The 21,846-nt window shown below is 59.9% G+C and carries 22 protein-coding genes; 18 read left to right on the top strand and 4 right to left on the bottom strand.

From position 1 onward, the window contains the following. From ruvA to FHX05_RS06740, 5 genes are all read left to right on the top strand, one after another. Positions 1-615, top strand: coding sequence for a Holliday junction branch migration protein RuvA (ruvA, locus tag FHX05_RS06760; RefSeq protein ID WP_183871048.1), 615 nt, complete (start codon positions 1-3; stop codon positions 613-615). Positions 616-768: 153 nt separating this feature from the next. Further along, a complete protein-coding gene (gene ruvB, locus FHX05_RS06755; RefSeq protein ID WP_183871047.1) occupies positions 769-1,809 on the top strand; it encodes a Holliday junction branch migration DNA helicase RuvB in 1,041 nt (346 codons plus the stop codon). Continuing rightward, positions 1,810-2,712: a metallophosphoesterase gene (locus tag FHX05_RS06750; RefSeq protein WP_183871046.1), complete on the top strand. Its 903-nt coding sequence runs from the start codon at positions 1,810-1,812 to the stop codon at positions 2,710-2,712. A gap of 6 nt (positions 2,713-2,718) precedes the next feature. Continuing rightward, positions 2,719-3,228: an NUDIX hydrolase gene (locus tag FHX05_RS06745; protein ID WP_181476129.1), complete on the top strand. Its 510-nt coding sequence runs from the start codon at positions 2,719-2,721 to the stop codon at positions 3,226-3,228. An 8-nt stretch (positions 3,229-3,236) separates the two neighbouring features. Beyond that, positions 3,237-3,800, top strand: a complete 564-nt coding sequence (locus FHX05_RS06740; RefSeq protein WP_183871045.1) for a DinB family protein — start codon at positions 3,237-3,239, stop codon at positions 3,798-3,800. Here the strand turns inward: FHX05_RS06740 and FHX05_RS06735 are convergent. From FHX05_RS06735 to FHX05_RS06725, 3 genes are read right to left on the bottom strand one after another with little or no spacing between them, the layout of a single operon-like run. Further along, positions 3,745-4,698, bottom strand: coding sequence for an NAD(P)-dependent oxidoreductase (locus tag FHX05_RS06735; RefSeq protein ID WP_183871044.1), 954 nt, complete (start codon positions 4,696-4,698; stop codon positions 3,745-3,747). The two genes, FHX05_RS06740 and FHX05_RS06735, sit on opposite strands and share 56 nt — an antisense overlap. Next, positions 4,695-5,543, bottom strand: coding sequence for a glycosyltransferase (locus FHX05_RS06730; RefSeq protein WP_183871043.1), 849 nt, complete (start codon positions 5,541-5,543; stop codon positions 4,695-4,697). The genes FHX05_RS06735 and FHX05_RS06730 overlap by 4 nt, the downstream gene beginning before the upstream one ends. 14 nt (positions 5,544-5,557) lie before the next feature. Next, complete coding sequence (locus FHX05_RS06725) at positions 5,558-6,778, bottom strand: NAD-dependent epimerase/dehydratase family protein (protein WP_183871042.1); 1,221 nt, start codon at positions 6,776-6,778, stop codon at positions 5,558-5,560. Positions 6,779-6,914: 136 nt separating this feature from the next. On the opposite strand from FHX05_RS06725, the gene ybgC reads away from it, so the two are divergent. The 11 genes from ybgC (at position 6,915) to glmM (ending at position 18,947) form a co-directional block, all read left to right on the top strand. Further along, entirely contained in the window at positions 6,915-7,370 is a 456-nt protein-coding gene (ybgC, locus tag FHX05_RS06720) for a tol-pal system-associated acyl-CoA thioesterase (RefSeq protein WP_112335292.1), read from the top strand. Between the two features lie 419 nt (positions 7,371-7,789). Continuing rightward, positions 7,790-8,512, top strand: coding sequence for a protein TolQ (gene tolQ, locus FHX05_RS06715; RefSeq protein ID WP_041677650.1), 723 nt, complete (start codon positions 7,790-7,792; stop codon positions 8,510-8,512). Between the two features lie 26 nt (positions 8,513-8,538). Continuing rightward, entirely contained in the window at positions 8,539-9,000 is a 462-nt protein-coding gene (gene tolR, locus FHX05_RS06710; RefSeq protein ID WP_112335052.1) for a protein TolR, read from the top strand. A gap of 9 nt (positions 9,001-9,009) precedes the next feature. Beyond that, on the top strand, positions 9,010-10,233 hold the full coding sequence (locus FHX05_RS06705) for a hypothetical protein (RefSeq protein ID WP_183871041.1): 1,224 nt from the start codon (positions 9,010-9,012) through the stop codon (positions 10,231-10,233). Positions 10,234-10,481: 248 nt separating this feature from the next. Continuing rightward, complete coding sequence (locus FHX05_RS30835) at positions 10,482-10,649, top strand: hypothetical protein (protein WP_348648149.1); 168 nt, start codon at positions 10,482-10,484, stop codon at positions 10,647-10,649. Between the two features lie 28 nt (positions 10,650-10,677). Then, entirely contained in the window at positions 10,678-11,982 is a 1,305-nt protein-coding gene (gene tolB / locus FHX05_RS06695) for a Tol-Pal system beta propeller repeat protein TolB (protein ID WP_015340981.1), read from the top strand. A gap of 153 nt (positions 11,983-12,135) precedes the next feature. After that, a complete protein-coding gene (gene pal, locus FHX05_RS06690; RefSeq protein WP_015340980.1) occupies positions 12,136-12,669 on the top strand; it encodes a peptidoglycan-associated lipoprotein Pal in 534 nt (177 codons plus the stop codon). A 156-nt stretch (positions 12,670-12,825) separates the two neighbouring features. Then, on the top strand, positions 12,826-13,836 hold the full coding sequence (gene ybgF / locus FHX05_RS06685; RefSeq protein ID WP_183871040.1) for a tol-pal system protein YbgF: 1,011 nt from the start codon (positions 12,826-12,828) through the stop codon (positions 13,834-13,836). 5 nt (positions 13,837-13,841) lie between these two features. Beyond that, the gene (gene tilS / locus FHX05_RS06680; RefSeq protein ID WP_183871039.1) at positions 13,842-15,167 is read left to right on the top strand and encodes a tRNA lysidine(34) synthetase TilS; all 1,326 of its coding nucleotides are present in this window, start codon (positions 13,842-13,844) and stop codon (positions 15,165-15,167) included. A 115-nt stretch (positions 15,168-15,282) separates the two neighbouring features. After that, positions 15,283-17,226, top strand: a complete 1,944-nt coding sequence (gene ftsH, locus FHX05_RS06675; protein WP_041677649.1) for an ATP-dependent zinc metalloprotease FtsH — start codon at positions 15,283-15,285, stop codon at positions 17,224-17,226. Positions 17,227-17,594: 368 nt separating this feature from the next. Continuing rightward, positions 17,595-18,947: a phosphoglucosamine mutase gene (glmM, locus tag FHX05_RS06670; RefSeq protein ID WP_112335047.1), complete on the top strand. Its 1,353-nt coding sequence runs from the start codon at positions 17,595-17,597 to the stop codon at positions 18,945-18,947. 87 nt (positions 18,948-19,034) lie between these two features. Here the strand turns inward: glmM and FHX05_RS06665 are convergent, their stop codons facing one another. After that, entirely contained in the window at positions 19,035-19,595 is a 561-nt protein-coding gene (locus FHX05_RS06665; protein ID WP_183871038.1) for an SH3 domain-containing protein, read from the bottom strand. Positions 19,596-19,918: 323 nt separating this feature from the next. On the opposite strand from FHX05_RS06665, the gene FHX05_RS06660 reads away from it, so the two are divergent. Next, the gene (locus FHX05_RS06660; protein ID WP_015340974.1) at positions 19,919-20,770 is read left to right on the top strand and encodes an outer membrane protein; all 852 of its coding nucleotides are present in this window, start codon (positions 19,919-19,921) and stop codon (positions 20,768-20,770) included. Between the two features lie 237 nt (positions 20,771-21,007). Then, a complete protein-coding gene (locus FHX05_RS06655; protein WP_183714703.1) occupies positions 21,008-21,841 on the top strand; it encodes an outer membrane protein in 834 nt (277 codons plus the stop codon). Positions 21,842-21,846: the final 5 nt, after the last annotated feature.

Below are 21,846 nucleotides of genomic sequence, written 5' to 3'. Positions count from 1 at the left end.
ATGATCGGCAAGCTGAAAGGCACAATCGAAGAGATCGGCGAAGACTATGTGCTCGTGGATGTGCACGGCGTCTGCTACGTCGCCTATTGTTCGGCTCGGACGCTGTCGAAGCTCGGGTCGGTCGGCGAGGCCTGCATTCTCTTCATCGAGACCTATGTGCGCGAAGATCAGATCCGGCTTTTCGGCTTCATGACGGCGCTGGAACGCGAGTGGTTCAACATCGTGCAGACGGTTCAGGGCGTCGGTGCGAAAGTGGCGCTGGCGCTGCTATCGACGTTGACGCCGGCCGAGCTTGCCAATGCGATCGCCTTGCAGGATCGCGCCGCCGTCTCGCGAGCGCCGGGTGTCGGCCCCAAGGTCGCCATGCGCATCGTGACGGAACTGAAGAACAAGGCGCCGGCTTTTGCCGGCGACGCGGCCAATATCTCGCTCAAGCAGGAGCTGGGCGAAGGCGTTGCCGCAGCACCCGTGGCCGATGCCGTTTCGGCGCTGACCAATCTCGGCTACTCCCGCGATCAAGCAGCCAACGCCGTTGCGGCGGCTATAAAGGCGGCCGGCGAAGGTGCGGATAGCGCCAAGCTGATCCGGCTCGGTCTCAAGGAACTCGCGCGGTGAGGCTTTGCACCATCCGCAATCCTGACTATTGTCGCAAAGTCGAGAGATCGGGCCTCGGCACTCCTTAGTCACAGAGTATTTTTGAGGCGCTGGATGTGATAACGCCTTCGGCGCAGAAGCCGCAAAACGCATACCGGGAATGGAACCTCTGACATGAGTGAAGCCGCACGTCTGATATCGCCGGAAAAGCGGGGCGAAGACATCGATGCGACGCTCAGGCCGCAATCCCTGGACGAATTTACCGGCCAGGCGGATGCGCGCGCCAATCTGAAGGTCTTCATCGAGGCGGCCAAGGGTCGTGGCGAGGCACTGGATCATGTGCTGTTCGTCGGCCCGCCCGGCCTCGGCAAGACCACGCTGGCGCAGATCATGGCCAAGGAACTCGGCGTCAACTTTCGCTCGACGTCTGGCCCGGTCATCGCCAAGGCGGGCGATCTTGCGGCGCTGCTCACCAATCTCGAAGAGCGGGACGTGCTCTTCATCGACGAAATCCATCGTCTCAATCCGGCTGTCGAGGAAATTCTCTATCCGGCGATGGAGGATTTCCAGCTTGATCTCATCATCGGCGAAGGCCCGGCGGCGCGTTCGGTGAAGATCGATCTCGCCAAGTTCACGCTGGTTGCGGCTACGACCCGCCTCGGCCTCCTGACCACGCCGCTGCGCGACCGTTTCGGCATTCCTGTACGGTTGAGCTTCTATACGGTCGAGGAGCTGGAGCTGATCGTCCGGCGTGGTGCCAGGTTGATGGGTCTTGGCATGACGGATGAGGGCGCGCGCGAGATCGCGCGTCGGGCTCGCGGCACGCCGCGCATTGCCGGCCGCCTGCTGCGGCGCGTGCGCGATTTTGCCGAGGTCGCCAAGGTTGAAGCGGTGACGCGCGAGATTGCCGACGAGGCACTGACACGGCTTCTCGTTGATAATGTCGGCTTCGATCAGCTCGACAAGCGCTATCTGAACATGATCGCGGTCAATTTCGGCGGCGGGCCTGTCGGTATCGAGACTATCGCCGCTGGCCTTTCCGAGCCGCGCGATGCGATCGAGGATATTATCGAGCCCTATATGATACAGCAGGGCTTCATTCAGCGTACACCGCGCGGTCGGGTCTTGACCGCGATTGCCTGGAAACATCTCGGCATGCAGCCGCCCAAGGATCTGGAGGCCGCGCAGTTCGGGTTGTTCCGGGAGGACGATTGAATGCTTGGCCGTCGTGCCTTCCTGAAGCTTTTCGGCGGCAGCATATTCGGATTGATGGCACTCGGGGGATATGCTCTCGGCTACGAGCCGGTCGTTCGGCTGAATGTTACCCGCTATGCGCTGACCCCACCAGGATGGACGCCTGGGCTGAAGCTCAGGGTCGTCGCGCTTGCCGATTTCCATGCCTGTGAGCCGTGGATGAATGCCGAGCGCATCGCATCGATCTGTGCCCATGCCAATGAGCTTGGTGGCGACATCATCGTGCTGCTCGGCGATTACACGTCCGGAACCGATCTCATTACCAACCGTGTCGATCATCGCATCTGGGCGGCGGAATTGGCAAAGCTGAAGGCGCCGCTTGGCGTCCACGCCATTATCGGCAATCACGACTGGTGGCATGACGCGACGGCCCAGAGAACCGGTCGCGGCCCGACGTTCAGCCATCGGGCATTGGAAGCTGTCGGCATCGAAGTCTATTCCAACCGCGCGGCGCGCCTAGAGAAGAATGGACAAGGCTTCTGGCTTGCCGGCGTCGAGGATCAGCTGGCCCTGCGCCGCAGCATGCGCTGGAAGAGGCCTCTTACCAAGGGGCTCGACGATCTCGGCGGCACGCTGGCGCAGATCGGTGACGACGCACCAGTCATCCTCATGGCCCATGAGCCCGATATCTTTCCTGCGGTTCCCCAGCGCGTGTCGCTCACTTTGTCGGGGCATACGCATGGCGGACAGGTGAGGATTTTCGGCTGGTCGCCCTATTCACCTTCGCGCTACGGTGACCGGTATGTCTACGGTCATATCATTGAGGAGGCGCGCCATATCATTGTGTCGGGCGGCCTCGGGTGTTCTATCGCGCCAGTACGCTTCGGCGTGCCGCCGGAGATTCTGGTGATCGACCTGGGATAGAGGATCATGCCGAAGCGCAAACTCATCAGATTGAATGCCGGCCGAACACGCTTCCAGATGCGCGTCGCAGGCCTTGGCTTTCGCGACGGCCATGTCCTGGTGCATCGCGCCGTGCACGAGCCTTTCTGGACTTTTCCCGGCGGTCGCGCGGAGATCGGCGAGACCTCGGAAGAGACATTGCGGCGGGAGATGATGGAGGAGATCGGCGTTAACGTTACGGTCGGGCGCCTGCTGTGGTCGGTCGAGAATTTCTTCCATTACGAGCAGCTCGACTGGCACGAGCTCGGCCTCTACTATCTGATGGATATTCCTGCCGACTTTCCCTTCGATCCTGCGAAGATCGTGCATCGAATCCAGGATGGCGACAACGATCTGGAGTTCAAATGGGTGCGAGCGACGCGCGAGGCGCTGGTTGCGCTCGATATCCCGCCCTATTTCATCGCCGAGGAAATCGAAAACCTGCCGCTGACGTCTCGCCATCTCGTTTGGCGGGATGGTGATCTCGACAAGGCTTAGGGGGGCTTATGTCCGCTTTCGATCCGGTTCGCAGCTTTCGCAAGCTCGCCTATAACAATGCCTTGGCGAATGTCCGGCTCCATCGGGCTTGTGCGGCTCTGCTGCCCGGCGAATTCGAGGCCAAGCGTGTCAGCTTTTTTCCGTCGATCAAGGCAACCCTCAATCATATCCTTACGGTCGATTGGTTCTACGTCGACGCGCTGGAAGGCGGTACTCTGGGCCTCAAAGCTTTTGACATCGAGGAGCCCTATGACCGGCTGGACAGGTTGAGCCAGGAGCAGGCCGATGTCGATCGCAGGCTGGTCGCCTTTTGTGAGGGGCTGACGCCGGAGACCGCCATGCGGATCATCGATATCCAACGCGACGGCCGCATCCAGCGAGAAAGGGCGGATGATGTGCTGAACCATCTGTTCCAGCATCAGACGCATCATCGCGGGCAGGTGCATGCCATGCTGGCCGGAAGCAGCGTCGCGCCGCCGCAGCTCGACGAATTCGTCGTTTCCGACGATGCGCGCTTCAGGGATGCGGAATTGATGGCGCTCGATTGGGACGAAACGAAGCTGATGCGCTGATACCCGCCTTTGGGTATCCCGATTTAGCCAGTGTCTCTATCGTTTGCTTGAGCAGGGGTTTTCCGCCAGCTTGCCAGCCAAGCGCACGGATTTTCGCCGTATCCATGACAGAGACCGCGCCGAGCTCCGCAGGTTGCGGCAGCGGGTGCGGACAGCCTGTCGCGCTCTGGAGATGGCTGAGGATCTCGTGCGTGTCGGTCAGAATATCCGACAGGTTGAAGGCTTGACCGTCTATGCGACTGGCTTCGGTTTCCAGCAGAAGACGAACCGCACGGCCGAGGTCGCGGCCGTGAACTTCGGTTCCGGCGCGGGAAGGAACCGGCTTGCCGTTCAGGTAATCGTCAAACAGCTCGTCCCACTTGTTCGGCTGCAGTTCGCCATAAACGCCTGTCGCCCTCAGGCTCGCGGTTGTGAAACCGGGTGCCGACAGGGAAAACAGGGCGTGCTCCGCGTCGCGCTTCACCTCGCCATAGAGCGTGCTCGGTACTGGTTTGGTCGCCTCGGTCAACGGCTCCTTGGCAATCCCATCGCCATAGACCGCGCGTGACGAGAGGAAGATGCAGCGGCGGATGCCAGCCTTTCTGGCGGTCTCGAACAGCTTTACCGTACCGTCGAGATTGAGACGGCGAAAGCTTTCCGGATCATCGCCTTCACCGCCGCGATATTTGCCAGCAACATGGTTGAAGGCCGCGTGCACGAAGAGATAGGCGTCGTCGAAAGCGCGGCTTTGATTTTCCGCCGGATCGAGGCTCATGGGAGCGAAGGAGACCAGATGGGAAAAGACGCCAGATGACGGGGGGCTCCGTGCGCCGATTGCAACCTTGTAACCGGCCGACAGCAGCTCTTCGGCGATGTATCGGCCGACGAGACCCGCTCCGCCTGAAATCAGGACTTTCATGCCGCCGCTTTCGGATTTGCGAGCGTGGCGATATCGGGCATGTTCCGACCGGAATGGAAGCTATGCCATAGCTCGATCAATGGCTTCAGCTGCTCAGCCTTTGGGTGATTTTCCTCCCAGGGCTTCTCATACTGGTAATGCAGGATCGAGACGCTGTTCCAGTTCCAGAGCTCGGGCATGCTGAACCAGACATATTGCAGCATGTTCATAAAGACGGGCAGCCCATGCCAATCCGGGAAAAAGGCCTCGAGAAAGGTCTGGTCGGTGCGCCTCCAGAAGACGTCGGGGCGATCGAGGTGCTCCAGCATGTGCCGAAAGGTCGCAAGCGACGGCTTGGCGACGAAGACGCCGGAATTCAGCCGCTGGAAATCGGCAAGGCTCTCGTAGACGTTCGGTGCGGCGGAAAACTCCGGGTAATCGAAGAGCCGGTCGACGTTTCTCAACACGAGCGCATCCGCATCGATGAAGACGCAGGTGTCGTATTCGATCAGCTGCCAGAGCCTGAGCTTGCAGAAGTTGTCGAGCGGCGTGTGGAAGGAGGGCTTGCGGCCCTTGGTGAAGGGAGCCGCTGTATGAAGATTGCCGCGGGCATGCCGCTCATTGAAGGCATCCGAAAGCGGAAGATGCTCAACTTCCACCAGCCGGCAGTCGAGCGCTGCCAATGGGGCAAGGTCGCTTTCGCCAACCCCTTCCGTATGCAGCACGACGATATCGGCTTTCGTGCCGCTACGGACGATCGAACGCGCCAGCGCCAGTGCGCCCATCGCGTAATCAGCATTCGTGACGAGCGTCACGAATGCCTGCCCGGCACGCGGTCGCGTTTGTGCACGCAGACCCTGCAGCATTTCGCTTCCCGGCATCATGACACGGACTTCAGCCTCTTGCCCTCGGGATCATGGTTGACTGTCGCGGCGAGATCCTTGGTCCAGGCAGAGATGGCCGGAACGCGCGACCGATCGACGCGATAGGCATATTTTTTAGCGACATCGACGATTTCACCGAGGAGGCCCGCTTCCAGCGTGATCGGTGCCAGGCCGAGATCGAGGAACTTGTCGTTTTTGACAATCAGGTCGTTCTCCGGAGCTTCCTTGCGCGGATTGGGCAGGCGCACGACTTCCGCGCCGCTCATCTTAGCTATCATGTCGGCAAGATCGCGCACTCGATGCGTTTCGGTCATCTGGTTGAAGATTTCGACGCGGGCGCCGCGAGCCGGCGGGTTCTTCAGAGCGAGTTCGATGCAGCGTACGGAATCCTGGATATGGATGAAGGCACGGGTCTGGCCGCCGGTGCCGTGGACGGTCAGGGGATAGCCGATCGCCGCCTGGATGAGGAAGCGATTGAGCACCGTGCCATAGTCGCCGTCATAATCGAACCGGTTGATCAGTTGCTCATGCCGGTGCGTCTGCTCGGTATGCGTGCCCCAGACGATGCCCTGATGCAGGTCGGTGATCCTCAGCCCGTCATTCTTGGCATAGAATTGAAAGAGCAGCTGATCGAGGCACTTCGTCATGTGATAGATCGAGCCGGGATTGGCGGGGTAAAGAATCTCCTGGCTCGCCGTGCGACCATCGGTCGTCTCGATGCCGACGGGCAGATAGCCCTCGGGGATGGCAGCGCCGATCGTCGAATAGCCATAGACGCCCATCGTGCCGAGATGCACGAGATGGGCGTCGAGATTGAGGTCTACCAGCGCGTTCAGGAGGTTGTGCGTGGCGTTGACGTTGTTGTTGACCGTGTAGTTCTTGTGGCGGTCGCTCTTCATCGAATAGGGGGCGGCGCGCTGCTCGGCGAAATGGACGATGGCATCGGGGCGATGCTCGGACAGCCATTTTTTCAGAAGCTCATAGTCCCTGGCGAGATCGATCAGGTGGAAATGGATGCGGCGGCCGGTTTCGGCGTGCCATATGCGGGTGCGTTCCTGGATCGAATCCATCGGCGTCAACGACTGGACGCCCAGTTCCGTATCGATCCATCGGCGGGAGAGATTATCGAGGATATGCACCTCATGACCGGCGTCGGAGAGATGGAGCGAGGTGGGCCAGCCAATGAATCCGTCGCCGCCCATAACCGCTATTTTCATGAGATATTTCCTTCTGCGCCGATCCGCTAGCCGGCACCATTCCGGATAGTCGGACTCTATGACAATTGTTCAAAGCTTGCTTGATGGCAGAACTTCGGCCAAAGAGATGCCGGACATTCAAGGAGATGCGGCAACGATGAACAGCCCCTTTCTGATAGCTGGGGAACTGGAAGCCGGAAGCCACCGGCTGGTGCAGCGAGTCTACTATGAGGATACGGATTTTTCCGGGCTCGTCTATCACGCGCGCTATCTGCATTTCCTCGAGCGGGGACGCACCGACTATCTGCGTTGTCTCGGAGTGGAACAGCGCGAACTTCTGAATGCCGATGAAGAGGGGCTGGTTTTCGTTGTCCATCGCATGGAGATCGATTTCAAGGGACCGGCTCGCATGGATGACCTGCTGACGATCCGCACAGTCACCGAAAAGGCCGGTGGCGCCAAGATGGTGCTGTCTCAGGAAATCCGGCGCGACGAGACCTTGCTGATTGCCGCGAAGGTCATCATTGCCGTGATCAATGCAAAGGGGCGTCCGCGCCGCCTGCCGGAGAAGCTTGCCGCACAAATGCTCACGGCGTCGGAAAGTGCTGGGTAATCAGTAACTTGGAATGCTCATCGCATCAGGGCTGCCTTGCATAAGGATAGCATGATCGACAAGAGGCGGCTTGCAATAACTTGAGTTTTATGTGAAGGAATTCGCCGCGCAAGCTTTGTCTGCGTTTGTCGCCGGTTTCGTCCGGTCAGTTCTTCCCTGGAGCGAGAATAACCTTCGCCGCCGTTAAATCCTTCGTGTTTCGACGCTAACATTCTTTTAACCATAATAGTGTCTTACTGATTATGTCGGAGTTTGTGCGGTGCACGCCTTCCTTTGACCAAATTTGACGGCAAGAAGGCAGTTGTAAGCTTGGAAGGCTTGACCAGGGCGTTCAGCGGCGGCTGCCAAACAATTCTTGTGAGATCACTTTTAGCCGCCCGGTCTAGCACCGGGCGTTTGGATTCGGGGATTTTGGATCAATGGAACAAGTAGCATTGGCAGCGGCCACCACACCGGACATCACCCTCTGGTCGCTCTTCATGCAGGCAGGCCTGGTGGTCAAGCTCGTCATGATCGGCCTGCTGGCAGCGTCCGTATGGACCTGGGCGATCGTCATCGACAAATATCTGAGCTACGCGCGAGCGCGGCGGCAGTTCGATCACTTCGAGCAGGTTTTCTGGTCGGGCCAGTCGCTTGAAGAGCTCTACCGCACGCTTTCGGAGCGTAACAATACGGGCCTCGGCGCCATCTTCGTTGCAGCGATGCGCGAATGGAAGAAATCCTTCGAGCGAGGCGCTCGCTCGCCGATCGGTCTGCAGATGCGTATCGACCGCGCGATGGACGTGACGCTGGCGCGTGAATCGGAACATCTGACCGCCCGCCTCGGATCGCTCGCGACCATCGGCTCCGCCGGTCCGTTCATCGGTCTCTTCGGCACGGTCGTCGGCATCATGACCTCGTTTCAGGCGATCGCCGGTTCGAAGTCGACCAACCTTGCGGTCGTCGCACCGGGTATCGCCGAAGCGCTTCTGGCAACCGCGATCGGTCTCGTAGCCGCTATTCCGGCCGTTATCGCCTACAACAAGTTCTCGGCCGATGCCGGCAAGCTTTCGGGCCGCATGGAAGGCTTCGCGGATGAATTCTCCGCCATCCTTTCGCGCCAGATCGATGAAAAGCTGCAGCCGCGCCAGGCTGCGCAGTAAGTCGCGGACAGAACCGGAGTATTCACATGGGAATGTCTGTTGGAGGTAATGGTGGCGGCGGTGGCCGCCGTGGCAGTCGTCGTGGCGGAGGCCGTGGCGGCCCGATTTCCGAGATTAACGTGACGCCGCTGGTCGACGTCATGCTCGTGCTGCTGATCATCTTCATGGTGGCGGCGCCGATGATGACGTCGGGCGTGCCAATCGACCTGCCGCAGACGCAGGCCGGCGCACTGAACGCCCAGACTCAACCGATCACGATCTCGATCAAGGCCGATGGCCAGGTCTTCCTGCAGGAGACGCAGATTAACGTGACCGAGATCGCCGACAAGTTGAAGGCGATCGCGACGACGGGCTATAACGAGCGCATTTTCGTGCGTGGTGACGGCAAGGCGCCTTACGGCGTCATCGCCGACGTCATGTCCCGCATTCAGGAAGCCGGTTACAAGAACATCGGCCTGGTTACGCAGCAGCAGACAACGGATCACTGACGAACCGACATGAAGCGCAGTCTTGCTACATCTGCTGTCATTCACATCCTGGTGCTGATCGGCGCCATGGTGTCGCTTAGTGCGCCGGCGCCGTTGGAGACGCCGGAAAGCACAGCGATGGATGTCGATATCGTGACGGCGGATCAGCTGCAGCAGGGCGAGAAGAAGGCGCCGGTCACAGATCACGCCGCGCGCAAGCCGACGACCAAGCAGGACCAGGTCGCCAACGCCCAGAATACCGGCGAGAACAAGGTGGATATCAAGAACCCGGTCGTGCCGACGCAACGGCCGGAGAGCGAGACTGCGGCTCAAGCGCCGAAGAAGGTGGATACCCCTGTACCGCAGGACGATCCGAGGCCGAACGACGTCAAGACGATCGAGCAGAAGGAAACGGAGGCCGCTCCCAAGGAAGTGGCCGCCATTCCGCAGCAGAAGCCGGACGTGACGCCGACCCCGAAGCCGGATCCCACGCCGCCGACCCCGAAGGCCGATGCAACGCCGACCCCGCCGACGCCGCAGCCGACCGAGCAGGCTGAAATCCAGCTGCCGAACAATGTTCCTGTGCCGGATATCAAGCCGCAGCCGACGCCGCCGAAGACCGCCGAGCAGAAGCCGGAGGTCAAGCCGACGCCCAAGCCGGACGTGAAGGTCGCCGACGCAAAGCCGACGGACAAAACGACGACGCAAAGCACGAGCAAGAATACCTCGGCCGACGACGGAAAGAAGGACGCTGACAAGAAGCGTCAGACCCCAAAGGCCTCCAGCAAGGGCCTCGACGATGGTCTTGCCGATCAGATCAACAATCTTCTCAACAACACCTCGTCGAAAGGCGGCGCGAAGCGCTCGTCGCAGCAGGCTTCCGCGGGTGCCGATACGCCAGTCGCTTCGCTTGGCGGCAAGAAGTCGCTTGGTGCCGGCAAGCTCAGCCAGAGCCAGCAGGATGGCCTGCGTGATCTGATCCAGAAATACTGGAACCTCCCGCCTGGTCTTGAAGGCGCCGGCGATGTGCGAATCAAGGTGCACTTCAAGCTCGACAAATCCGGGCAGATCGTCGGTCAGCCGGAAGCGACGACCAACGGGGGACCGGCTTCGACACAAGGTGCCATGCAGTCCGCCGCTGTACGCGCGGTCCTTCGCGCGCAATCGGAGTTCATGTCGATTCTTCCCGTGGACAAATATGAGGACTGGCAGGAAGTCGTCGTCAATTTCAGTGCAGCGGATCTGGGGATGTGATGCGGAGAGCGCGGCTTTTGACGAACCACTGTCTCCGTCTCGGCATGAGCTTGCTTGTGGCCTTGGGCGTGATGTTGGCTGGTGCCGTGTCGGTGCAGGCTGCAAGCGTTAAGCAGCAGCCTGGAAATTCGACTGGGGACCACATCCGCGAGAACGTCGCGAAGTATTGGAACTTTCCTCCGGGGCTTGAGGGAGCGAGAGATGTCCGCGTCCGGGTGCATCTCAGGATCAGCCGAAGCGGAGAAATCGTGGGCGAGCCGAAGGTTACCGTTACCGGTGGCCCCAAGGCGACGCAGCAAGCCATGGCGGCAGCCGCAATGCGAGCTGTGCTTCGGGCTGCCCCGTTCAAGAACCTGCCAATAGATCAATATGACACCTGGAAAGAAGTTAGCCTTAACTTCGCACCGGCTCTGTGACGAATTAATGCTGAAAGGCTTGGCACATATGATCAGAAAATCCTTCGTCCGCCTCCTGGTGGTGCTAGCAGGCCTGATGGCTGTGGCATCCACTCCGGCCTATGCCGTGGTCGAGCTCAATATCAATAAGGGCAACGTCCAGCCCATGCCGATCGCTATCACCGACCTTCTGTCGAATGATACGCTCGGCCCGCAGATCTCGAGCGTCATCGCCGCCGATCTGCAGCGCTCCGGACTCTTCGCTCCGATCAACAAGCAGGCCTTCATCGAGAAGATCACCAATCCGGATTCGACCCCGCGCTTCCAGGACTGGACCTCGATCAATGCGCAGGCCCTGGTGACCGGCCGCGTGACGCAGGAAGGCGGCCGCCTTCGTGCCGAATTCCGCCTCTGGGATACGTTCGGCAACAGCCAGATGATCGGTCAGCAGTTCTTTGCCCAGCCGGATAACTGGCGCCGTGTCGCGCACATCATCGCCGATGCGATCTATCAGAAGATCACTGGCGAAAAGGGCTATTTCGATACCCGCGTCGTGTTCGTCGCCGAAAGTGGCCCGAAAACGGCCCGCAAGACTCAGCTCGGCATTATGGACCAGGACGGCGCCAACGCGCGCATGCTGACCGACGGCAGCGACCTGGTATTGACGCCGCGCTTCTCGCCTAATCGCCAGGAAGTTACCTACATGTCCTTCGCCAACCAACAGCCGCGCGTCTATCTGCTGCAGCTGCAGACGGGCCAGCGCGAACTGGTCGGCAACTTTCCGGGCATGACCTTCTCGCCGCGCTTCTCGCCGGACGGGCAGCGCGTCATCATGAGCCTTCAGCAGGAAGGCAATGCCAATATCTACACGATGGATCTGCGCTCGCGCACCACGACCCGTCTGACGTCTACGGCCGCGATCGATACCTCGCCATCCTATTCACCCGATGGCACGCAGGTTGCCTTCGAAAGCGACCGTGGTGGACAGCCGCAGATCTATGTCATGAATGCCGACGGCTCCAACCAGCGCCGCATCTCCTTCGGTAATGGCTCCTACTCCACGCCGGTCTGGTCGCCGCGCGGCGATCTGATCGCCTTCACCAAACGGGCCGGCGGCAATTTTTCCATCGGCGTCATGAAGCCGGACGGTTCCGGCGAGCGAATCCTGACCTCCGGCTCCTACAGCGAAGGACCGACCTGGGCGCCGAACGGCCGCGTCATCATGTTCTTCCGCGCGCCGTCGGGTGCGAGCGGACCGCAAATTTATTCGATCGATCTGACCGGTTATAACGAGCAGAAGATCCCGACCCCTGGCTTCGCTTCCGACCCGGCATGGTCGCCGTTGCTCGAGTAGCGGGAAGGGCTGCCACGTTATCGCCGCAAAGTCCTGTGAGTGGACCGTTTGGCGACAATTTTAGGACATCATTAACCATACTTGTTGGAATCCGATTAACCGAACCCGGTTACAGTCTGGCAACCCTGATAGAGACTTAAGGAGAGACCGGCCATGAGCCGCACCGCAACCCAGGCCGTTGGCCATATGCAGAACCTTGCCCGCAACCCGATCATGATCGCGCTTTTCGTTGGCCTTTCTCTGGCCGGCTGCGCTTCCAAGAAGGGTCTGCCGAACGATGCCAACGGTCTTGGCCTGAACGGTGCCGGCAATGCCACCCCGGGCTCGCCGCAGGACTTCACGGTCAATGTCGGCGACCGCATCTTCTTCGTTGTCGACAGCTCCTCCATCAGCTCCGAAGCAGCACAGACGCTCGATCGTCAGGCTCAGTGGCTCGCCCGCTATCCGAACTATTCCATCACGGTCGAAGGCCATGCCGACGAGACCGGCACCCGCGAGTACAACCTTGCTCTCGGCGCGCGCCGCGCTGCCGCCGCGAAAAGCTATCTCGCTTCGCGTGGTGTTCCGGCGAACCGCATGAAGACGATTTCGTATGGCAAGGAGCGCCCGGTCGCTACCTGCGACAACGAGTCCTGCTGGTCGCAGAACCGTCGCGCGGTCACCGTGCTCAACGGCGCCGGCTCCTGATCGTCAAAGACCAATCGAAATGCAAAAGGCGGCCTCGTGCCGCCTTTACTTTTTTGACCACACTTTGGCCGAACTCCGTTGCTTTTTGAGAGCAATTGTAAAAATCTCCTGTTCGAGCCCTCCGGCCCGAAGAATCAATAGGACAGGACGATCCATATGAGAAAACTTGTCGTGGCGAGCATGCTTTGTCTCGCTGCCATCGTGGGTAGCGAGCGCGATGCTTCTGCCTTGTCGTTGTTTGGAATGCATCTCGGAGGCCGCGATGCCTCCGCGCAGGCAGCTCCCGGCAACGCAAATCAAAGACAAGCGCAATACGGCCAGGCACCTGTCATCAACGTTCAAAACAGCGATGCCGAAATGCGCCTTCAGCAGCTTGAAGACCAGATGCGCCAGCTGAACGGCCGCGTCGAGGAGATGAGCTACCAGCTTCTCCAGATGCAGGAGCAGATCCGCAAGGCACAGGAGGACAACGAATTCCGCTTCCAGCAGCTGGAAAAGCGCGGCGGCAGCGCGCCTGCGTCGGGCGGCACCATGAAGAAGAGCGAGGCCGATGTCCCCGCGCAGAGCGGCGGCAATCAGGACGATATTGCCGGCGTTATCAGCAACTCGCAGAATGGCAGCACCGCAGGTGCACGCGGCGCCGGCTCTGGCAAGCCGCCAAGCGAGCTTGGCTCTATCCAGTTCGACCAGGGCGGTGACCAGATCGGCTCCTCGATTACAGGGGCCAACAACGGTTCGGGTGCGCCGCCAAGTGCAGGCTCCAGCTCGCAGACCGCATCGCTCGGCAGCGAGAACGATCAATACAAGGCTGCCTACGGCCACGTCCTGTCCGGCGACTATAGCGTCGCCGAACAGGAATTCCGCCAATATCTCGACAGTTATCCCAGCAGCTCGCGGGCCGCGGATGCGAATTTCTGGCTCGGCGAAGCGCTTTATTCGCAGGGCAAGTACAATGATGCTGCCAAGACTTTCCTGAATGCTCATCAGAAATATAGCACTTCGGAAAAGGCGCCCGAAATGCTCCTGAAGCTCGGCATGTCCCTGGCCGCTCTCGACAACAAGGATACCGCCTGCGCCACGCTTCGCGAGGTCACCAAGCGTTATCCGAAGGCCTCCAAGGCTGTGACCAGCAAGGTTGCCAGCGAACAGAAGCGGCTTGCCTGCTGACCGCCATGTCCATTGACGCTGTGACCAGCGATGCCACAGCCATTACGCCTGAAGCCGCAACCAGCGAATTTCTGCATTCTCTCTCGAAGCCTGCTCATATTCTCGTCGCCGTTTCGGGCGGCAGCGATTCCACCGGGCTTCTGATTGCCCTTGCCGAGCGGCTGAAATCCCATCCTCACGACGATATTACCCTTACCGCAGCAACGATCGACCATGGCTTGCGTGCCGCATCAGCGGACGAAGCGCGAGAAGTCGCGGCCCTCTGCGCCTCGCGCGGTATTTCCCATTTTATCCGTCGCTGGGAGGGGGAAAAGCCCGGAACCGGCATCATGGCCGCAGCACGTGAAGCGCGTTATGCGCTGCTTGCGGAGCTCGCCTCCGAGATTTCGGCCGATGCGATCGTAACCGCCCATACGTGGGACGATCAGCGCGAGACGATTGCCATGCGCGGCGCGCGGCGGGGGCAGGGCGGTTATGGCACGGGCATCGCCGATGCGGTTCTGTTCGATCGGCGTATCTGGATTGTCAGGCCGTTTCTCTCCTGCCGGCGGGCTGAAATCAGGACCTATCTCGTGACGCGCGATGTATCCTGGCTCGACGACCCCAGCAACGAGGATGTGCGGTACGAGCGCGTACGCACCCGCATGGAGCTTGCAAGGGAGCCGGTGGCCGAAATGCCGGCTGATGGTGGCGCCGATCGCGCCGCGCTTTCCGAGCGGGCTGCAGTGTGGCTGGACGAGCATGTCGCAATCCATGCGGGTGCGCTCTGCGCCGTCGCGCGGCCCGGTCTGTCCGCTGATGCAGCGGTCGTTGCCTATACCCTGTCTTATCTTGCCGCCATCTTCGGTGGCAGTTCCTATCCGCCGGGACGTACGCAAATGGAGCGTGTTCTCGAATTTGTGAACGGTGCGAACCTCGGACGGCGTACGGCGGGAGGCGTGATCTTCGATCTGCGGCGCGATGCGCTTTATCTTATGCGGGAGAGCCGCAATATCGCTCCGGTTTCGGTCCTGCCTGGTGAAAAAGTCAACTGGGATGGCCGCTTTGAAATCGAGAATTTCGGCCAGACGGCAGTCCGCGTCAGCGCTCCGGGGGCGGGAAATGCGACGATTTTTCCGGCAAATCTGCCGGGAGGCGTGGTGAAAGGCGCTCAGGCGGCGATGCCGTCGATCGTGCCGGAAGGAGGGGACAAGGCGGCGAGCGTCGCGCTTCTACCCCGTCTCGCGCCCTTCGACCGCTTTTTGACACGATTTGATCTCACATTTGCCAATAGCCTCTCGGTCGCTTTCGGGCGTGAAGCCTATAGGCGGCTGCCGATTTCGGCCCTATAGACGGAAAAAACATGCGGCGATGCGGTTTGCCTTGGCAAGGGCTTGGCGCAACCCTATGTTAGGGATCAAGTAATACCGCCGCTTGACGGCGGGAGTTTCAGTGCTGGGGAGTTCGATGAACCCTAATTTTCGTAATTTCGCTCTGTGGGCAATCATAGCCTTGCTGTTGATTGCCCTGTTCAGCATGTTTCAGAACGCGCCGGCACAAACAGGCTCCAGGGAAATACCGTATTCGCAGTTCCTTCGGGAAGTTGATTCCGGCCGCGTTCGTGACGTTACCGTCACCGGCAACCGCGTCGTCGGCAGCTATGTCGAAAACGGCACGCCCTTCCAGACCTATGCTCCGGTCGTGGATGACAGCCTGCTTGAGCGCCTGCAAAGCAAGAACGTCAACATCGTCGGCCGTCCGGAATCGGATGGCTCCTCGAGCTTCCTGAGCTATCTCGGCACGCTGTTGCCGATGCTCCTGATCCTCGGCGTTTGGCTGTTCTTCATGCGTCAGATGCAGGGCGGCTCGCGCGGTGCCATGGGCTTCGGCAAATCGAAGGCAAAGCTTTTGACGGAGGCGCATGGTCGCGTCACTTTCGATGACGTCGCTGGTGTCGATGAAGCCAAGCAGGATCTGGAAGAAATCGTTGAATTCCTGCGCGATCCGCAGAAATTCCAGCGTCTCGGCGGCCGTATCCCGCGTGGCGTTCTGCTTGTCGGCCCTCCCGGTACCGGTAAGACGCTTCTGGCGCGCGCCATTGCCGGCGAAGCCAATGTGCCGTTCTTCACCATCTCCGGTTCCGACTTCGTCGAAATGTTCGTCGGCGTCGGCGCAAGCCGTGTCCGCGACATGTTCGAGCAGGCCAAGAAGAATGCACCTTGCATTATCTTCATCGACGAAATCGACGCCGTCGGCCGCCATCGTGGCGCCGGTCTTGGCGGCGGTAACGACGAGCGGGAGCAGACGCTCAACCAGCTGCTGGTCGAGATGGACGGCTTCGAGGCCAATGAAGGCATCATCCTGATCGCCGCGACCAACCGTCCCGACGTTCTCGATCCTGCGCTGCTGCGTCCGGGCCGCTTCGATCGTCAGGTCGTGGTGCCGAACCCGGATATCGTCGGACGTGAACGCATCCTCAAGGTTCATGCCCGCAACGTGCCGCTGGCGCCGAACGTCGATCTGAAGACGCTCGCTCGCGGCACGCCCGGCTTCTCCGGTGCCGATCTCATGAACCTCGTCAACGAAGCTGCCCTCATGGCCGCCCGCCGCAACAAGCGCCTGGTCACCATGCAGGAATTCGAAGACGCCAAGGACAAGATCATGATGGGCGCCGAGCGCCGCTCTTCGGCCATGACCGAGGCGGAAAAGAAGCTCACCGCCTATCACGAAGCCGGTCACGCCATCACGGCACTCAAGGTTGCCGTCGCCGATCCGTTGCACAAGGCGACGATCATCCCACGCGGCCGTGCGCTCGGCATGGTCATGCAGTTGCCGGAAGGCGACCGCTACTCCATGAGCTATACGTGGATGGTGTCGCGGCTCTGCATCATGATGGGTGGCCGCGTTGCTGAAGAACTGACTTTCGGCAAGGAAAACATCACCTCTGGTGCATCCTCGGATATCGAGCAGGCGACCAAGCTTGCCCGTGCAATGGTCACACAATGGGGTTTCTCCGATCAGCTCGGTCAGGTTGCCTATGGCGAGAACCAGCAGGAAGTATTCCTCGGCCACTCGGTTTCGCAGTCGAAGAACGTGTCCGAGGCGACCGCGCAGACGATCGATAATGAGGTCCGCCGCCTGATCGATCAGGCTTATCAGCAGGCCAAGGATATCCTGACGGAGCATCACGATGGCTTCGTGGCGATCGCCGAGGGCTTGCTCGAATATGAGACGCTGAGTGGCGACGAAATCAAAGCTCTGCTTCGCGGCGAAAAGCCGGCGCGCGATCTCGGTGACGATACGCCGCCGAGCCGTGGCTCGGCCGTGCCGAAGACCGGCGCGAAAAAGGACGGCTCGCTCGGTGCCAAGGGTGACGAGCCTGAAGGCGGTTTCGAACCGCAGCCGCGTTAAGGCGTGAGAGGTTCAAACCTCGAAATTGAAAGGCCAGCCCATGAAAATGCGGCTGGCCTTTTTGCTGAAAGGTCGAGGGAGAGGCGATGGGCCGAGCTGCTGACCCTTTGCATAGTGCCGTATCAGTCTGAAGTAACGGAGACGCGGCAGGCTGTGGATCGGACTATGTCCGTCACGATCCGATGCAGTTTTTTAGTGCTTATTAATGGTAACGCGGTGTAATAGGCGTTCTCGGTAATTTAAGTGCCGAATTTTACAATCTATGGCATGAGCCAGAAGCATCGATGTTTGCAGTGCCGCGGGTTTCCAAGCGGCGATATCGATGCCGCCGTATTCCTCGCGAGGACGCGGCAACGACAGGAGTGCATATGAAACGCCGTTATTTCGGAACTGACGGAATTCGCGGTCAATCCAACATCTATCCGATGACGCCAGATCTTGCCATGCGCGTGGGTATCGCTGCCGGCACGATCTTCCATCGAGGCAGCCATCGCCATCGGGTCGTCATCGGCAAGGATACGCGCCTTTCCGGCTATATGCTGGAAAATGCCATAGTGGCAGGCTTTACCGCAGCCGGCGTCGATGCCTTCGTTCTCGGACCTATCCCGACGCCGGCAGTCGCGATGTTGACGCGCTCGCTGCGCGCCGATATCGGCGTCATGATCTCGGCTTCGCACAATCCCTATCAGGATAATGGCATCAAGCTTTTCGGCCCTGATGGCTATAAGCTCTCCGACGATCTCGAAATGAAGATCGAGGACATGCTCGACAAGGACATGTCGGAGCATCTGGCCAAATCGGAGAATATTGGCCGCGCCAAGCGTATCGACGGTGTCCACGATCGCTACATCGAGCATGCCAAGCGTACGCTGCCGCGCGATGTGACGCTGCAGGGGCTGCGGATCGCAATCGATTGCGCCAATGGTGCCGCATACAAGGTTGCCCCGGCCGCCCTTTGGGAGCTTGGCGCCGATGTCGTGACCATCGGCAATGAGCCGAATGGCACGAATATCAATCTGAATTGCGGCTCCACCAGCCCGGTCGCCCTGCAGAAGAAGGTGGACGAAGTGCGTGCCGATATCGGCATTGCGCTGGATGGCGATGCCGATCGCGTCATCATTGTCGATGAAACCGGCACGATCATCGATGGCGACCAGCTGATGGCCGTCATTGCTGAAAGCTGGGCCGAGAGTCAGACGTTGCGCGGCAATGGCATTGTCGCAACCGTCATGTCCAATCTCGGACTGGAACGGTTCCTTGATGATCGCGGCATGTCGCTTGCGCGCACGGCTGTCGGCGACCGCTATGTCGTCGAGCATATGCGCCAGCACGATTACAATGTCGGCGGCGAACAGTCGGGCCATATCGTGCTTTCCGACTACGGCACCACGGGCGACGGTCTGGTGGCTGCACTGCAGATCCTTGCCGCAGTGAAGCGCACGGGCAAGCCGGTCAGCGAAGTCTGTCGCCGTTTCGAGCCGGTGCCGCAGCTGCTGCGCAATGTCCGTATTTCCGGCGGCAAGCCGCTGGAGGATATTCATGTGCGCCAGGCGATCGCCGATGCAGAAAGCGAGCTGTCCCGCAACGGCCGGCTGGTGATCCGCCCCTCCGGCACGGAACCTTTGATCCGCGTCATGGCGGAGGGGGACGATCGCGGCCAGATCGAGCGCATCGTCGGCGGATTGATCGACGTGATCTCGAGCGTGCGCTCGGCTGCCTGAGCAGGCAAAAGACGTAATTGCGGATAAAATAGCATGGCCGTCCTATCGGGCGGCCATTATGTTTTCGGTTTCGGAATGACGGCAGTTCTACCGGAACATTTCTCCGGGATAAGCGCCCCAGAGCTTGTCCTGCCGGATATAACCCCTGATGGAGTGGTCGCGGACGGAGATGCGGCACCACGTTCCGGTGCAGGATTGCAGTGAAACCAGCACGCGGGGCTGCAGCTCAGCGATCGTCGTGGCGGCGGGATTCGAATCGGCGCGCAATGTGGCATTCTTCGCCAGCCAGGGAGCGATCAGGGCCGTACGCGCTCCCGAAAGCAGGGCGCTGTGCATCCAGCCGGTAACGCCCGTATCGTCACGAACCTGCCGCCAATGGCCGTATTCGTCGATGATCTCCAGGGGAAGACCCGGCTTCATATAGATCCATTTCGTGGCATAGATCGTCGACGGGCCGACGCGCATGCGCGCCTTTTGGGCGCGGAGGGAAACATAGCGTGGGATTGGCAAGCCGGTTTCACGCCCCTTGTTCCATGCGGTGGCTGTGGCGGCTACCGGCTTTACCGGCATCGCGCCTGCCAGGGCCACGGAGCTCAGAAAGATCAGAGCAAGGCCCAGGCCGGCCGATATTATGCGATGGTAAGTCAATGACTCCCTCCTGAGTTATCTCTCCGGCGACAACACTGTAATGGTTCGATTCTTGCCAAACGGTTTAGGAACTGCCGCCTCTGGGTTCATCCGCAGATCCGGTGCCTGAGTTAAAAAAGGAGGTGGGCGCCGCTTCTTATCTCGTTCTCTTCATTCAAGTATCAATTTTCTCTAATATATGAAACAAAGTATAATTCCTAAATAAACACGGTAAATATTCGTAGTTAATCAGGTTTTAACTCCTTTTCATCATTATTCCCGTCATGTCATTTCAATTGGCAAGCTTTTGCTGTGCCAAGGGCAAGAAATTTGGAGCCAAAGCCATGATGAAAACCCTGATTGGGGCACTTGCCACTTTGCTTGTCGGCACGTCGGCCTTTTCTGCTGATCTTTATACGCCCGAACCGGTACAGCCGGCGCCGGAAGTGACGGTCGCTCAATCCAGCGGCTGGTATCTGCGCGGCGATGTCGGCTATGCCTTCACGAACCTGCGCGGCGCGAACTACTTCCAGGGCTCCAATGCCAGCCTAGTCGATTTCGATCGCGCCAAGCTGGATGGCAATGTCACGCTCGGTGGCGGTGTCGGTTACCAGATCAACAACTACCTTCGCACGGACTTGACGCTCGACTATCTCTTCAAGTCCGATTTCAAGGGCTCCACGAAGGGCGATTGCGGCGCCTGCGGCCCGGGCTTTACTCCGACTGCGGCAACCTCGCGCGATCTTGCCTCCCTGACGGCCTATAGCTTGCTTGCCAACGCTTATGTCGATCTCGGCACCTACGGCATCTTCACTCCCTATGTCGGCGGCGGTCTCGGCGGCACTTACGTCAAGTGGAGCAATCTGAAGAACACGTCCTGCTCCGACGCCAACCCGGATTCCTGCGACGGAACGGTCTCGCATAACGGCCGCGGCAGCTGGCGCTTTACCTATGCGCTGATGGCCGGTACCTCCATCGATCTGACCTGCAACCTCAAGGCGGATGTCGGTTATCGTTATCGCCACGTTCAGGGCGGCGACATGTTCGGTTACAACGAGAATGGCGGTCCCGGTTACGACAAGGGCCTGAACCTGCACGAAGCCCGCATCGGTGCCCGCTATACGTTCGGAGGCTGCCAGACGGCAAGCTACATGCCGCCGGCTGATATCCCGGTCCAGGCACCGGTTTACAAGTAAGCAATATCCATTCAAGTTATTGAAAAGCCGTCCGGTTTCTCGCCGGGCGGCTTTTGTTTTTCCTCTATCCCGTTAAGCAATTCTCCGTCGCCTTAAAGCTTCATTAACCATGAATTCCTTATGGTTAATGAAATGAGAATGGCAGCCTTCCCGCTCAGACCCAGACATATGAGATATCAAGGGGAGCTAGCCGGTTCGACATTCGGGCGCGAGCCCGAGGATGGAAGGCGAGGGGTAATGATCCGTTTTGACGCTTTGGCGCTGGCCGCGGCGATGGCAGGCGCATCGGCTGGTGTTGCGTTTGCGGCCGATGCGACACCGCCGGAAATCAAGATGTCGGAGGTGAGCGTCAAGGATGCCAAGGGATGGTATGTGCGCGGCGATGTCGGCTATGCCGTCAATGCCAGCCGCACCGACACGAAATTTCGCGCCTATGATCCTGCGGGTGGCGACTACAGTTCGAGCAGCTTTGATTCGACCCGGTTCGGCGGGGATTTTTCCGGCGGTCTCGGTGTCGGCTATCAGTTCAACGATCTGTTCCGCGCGGATGTGACGGGCGATTTCTTCAGCGGTGATTTCAATGGCCGCATTTCGAGCGATTCGCCTTGTTCCGGCGGGGCTGGCGGCACGGGATGCTCCACGAGAGCTCGTTCTTCCTTCAGGGCCGGCAGCCTGATGGTCAATGGCTATGTCGATCTCGGGACGCTCGCCGGCTTCACGCCCTATGTCGGTGCCGGCCTCGGCGCCACGCGGGTTTCCTGGAGCAACGTCGACGCCATCGGCTCCTGTGTCAATGGCACGTCGGGCTGCGGCGGCGCTGCCCCAGTCAGCGCACGCTATCCTGGTGACAGTGACTGGCGCCTGACCTACGCTTTGATGGCGGGTGTGGCTTATGAGGTTGCGCCGAATATCAAGGTCGATCTTGGCTACCGCTTCTCCCATATCGCGGGTGGTGACATGTTCGGCTATTCCGCCGCAGATTCGGCTGCAGGCGCCGGCGGCACGGCAGGCCGGGACGGCGCGTTGTCGCGCCATGAGATTCGCGTGGGCTTGCGGATCACTACTTGGTAAAACCC

Source organism: Rhizobium sp. BK491 (assembly GCF_014194925.1).
Taxonomy (GTDB): Bacteria; Pseudomonadota; Alphaproteobacteria; order Rhizobiales; family Rhizobiaceae; genus Rhizobium.
This window is presented reverse-complemented; position numbering and strand designations above follow the sequence as displayed.

Coding starts and splice junctions, on each gene's coding strand:
- ruvB (WP_183871047.1), top strand. CDS start 769: ATGAGTGAAGCCGCACGTCTGATATCGCCGGAAAAGCGGGGCGAAGAC.
- FHX05_RS06750 (WP_183871046.1), top strand. CDS start 1,810: ATGCTTGGCCGTCGTGCCTTCCTGAAGCTTTTCGGCGGCAGCATATTC.
- ybgF (WP_183871040.1), top strand. CDS start 12,826: ATGAGAAAACTTGTCGTGGCGAGCATGCTTTGTCTCGCTGCCATCGTG.
- FHX05_RS06730 (WP_183871043.1), bottom strand. CDS start 5,543: ATGCTGCAGGGTCTGCGTGCACAAACGCGACCGCGTGCCGGGCAGGCA.
- glmM (WP_112335047.1), top strand. CDS start 17,595: ATGAAACGCCGTTATTTCGGAACTGACGGAATTCGCGGTCAATCCAAC.
- tilS (WP_183871039.1), top strand. CDS start 13,842: ATGTCCATTGACGCTGTGACCAGCGATGCCACAGCCATTACGCCTGAA.
- FHX05_RS06735 (WP_183871044.1), bottom strand. CDS start 4,698: ATGAAAGTCCTGATTTCAGGCGGAGCGGGTCTCGTCGGCCGATACATC.
- FHX05_RS06725 (WP_183871042.1), bottom strand. CDS start 6,778: ATGAAAATAGCGGTTATGGGCGGCGACGGATTCATTGGCTGGCCCACC.
- tolR (WP_112335052.1), top strand. CDS start 8,539: ATGGGAATGTCTGTTGGAGGTAATGGTGGCGGCGGTGGCCGCCGTGGC.
- FHX05_RS06740 (WP_183871045.1), top strand. CDS start 3,237: ATGTCCGCTTTCGATCCGGTTCGCAGCTTTCGCAAGCTCGCCTATAAC.
- FHX05_RS06745 (WP_181476129.1), top strand. CDS start 2,719: ATGCCGAAGCGCAAACTCATCAGATTGAATGCCGGCCGAACACGCTTC.
- ruvA (WP_183871048.1), top strand. CDS start 1: ATGATCGGCAAGCTGAAAGGCACAATCGAAGAGATCGGCGAAGACTAT.
- tolQ (WP_041677650.1), top strand. CDS start 7,790: ATGGAACAAGTAGCATTGGCAGCGGCCACCACACCGGACATCACCCTC.
- tolB (WP_015340981.1), top strand. CDS start 10,678: ATGATCAGAAAATCCTTCGTCCGCCTCCTGGTGGTGCTAGCAGGCCTG.
- ybgC (WP_112335292.1), top strand. CDS start 6,915: ATGAACAGCCCCTTTCTGATAGCTGGGGAACTGGAAGCCGGAAGCCAC.
- FHX05_RS06705 (WP_183871041.1), top strand. CDS start 9,010: ATGAAGCGCAGTCTTGCTACATCTGCTGTCATTCACATCCTGGTGCTG.
- ftsH (WP_041677649.1), top strand. CDS start 15,283: ATGAACCCTAATTTTCGTAATTTCGCTCTGTGGGCAATCATAGCCTTG.
- pal (WP_015340980.1), top strand. CDS start 12,136: ATGAGCCGCACCGCAACCCAGGCCGTTGGCCATATGCAGAACCTTGCC.
- FHX05_RS06660 (WP_015340974.1), top strand. CDS start 19,919: ATGATGAAAACCCTGATTGGGGCACTTGCCACTTTGCTTGTCGGCACG.
- FHX05_RS06655 (WP_183714703.1), top strand. CDS start 21,008: ATGATCCGTTTTGACGCTTTGGCGCTGGCCGCGGCGATGGCAGGCGCA.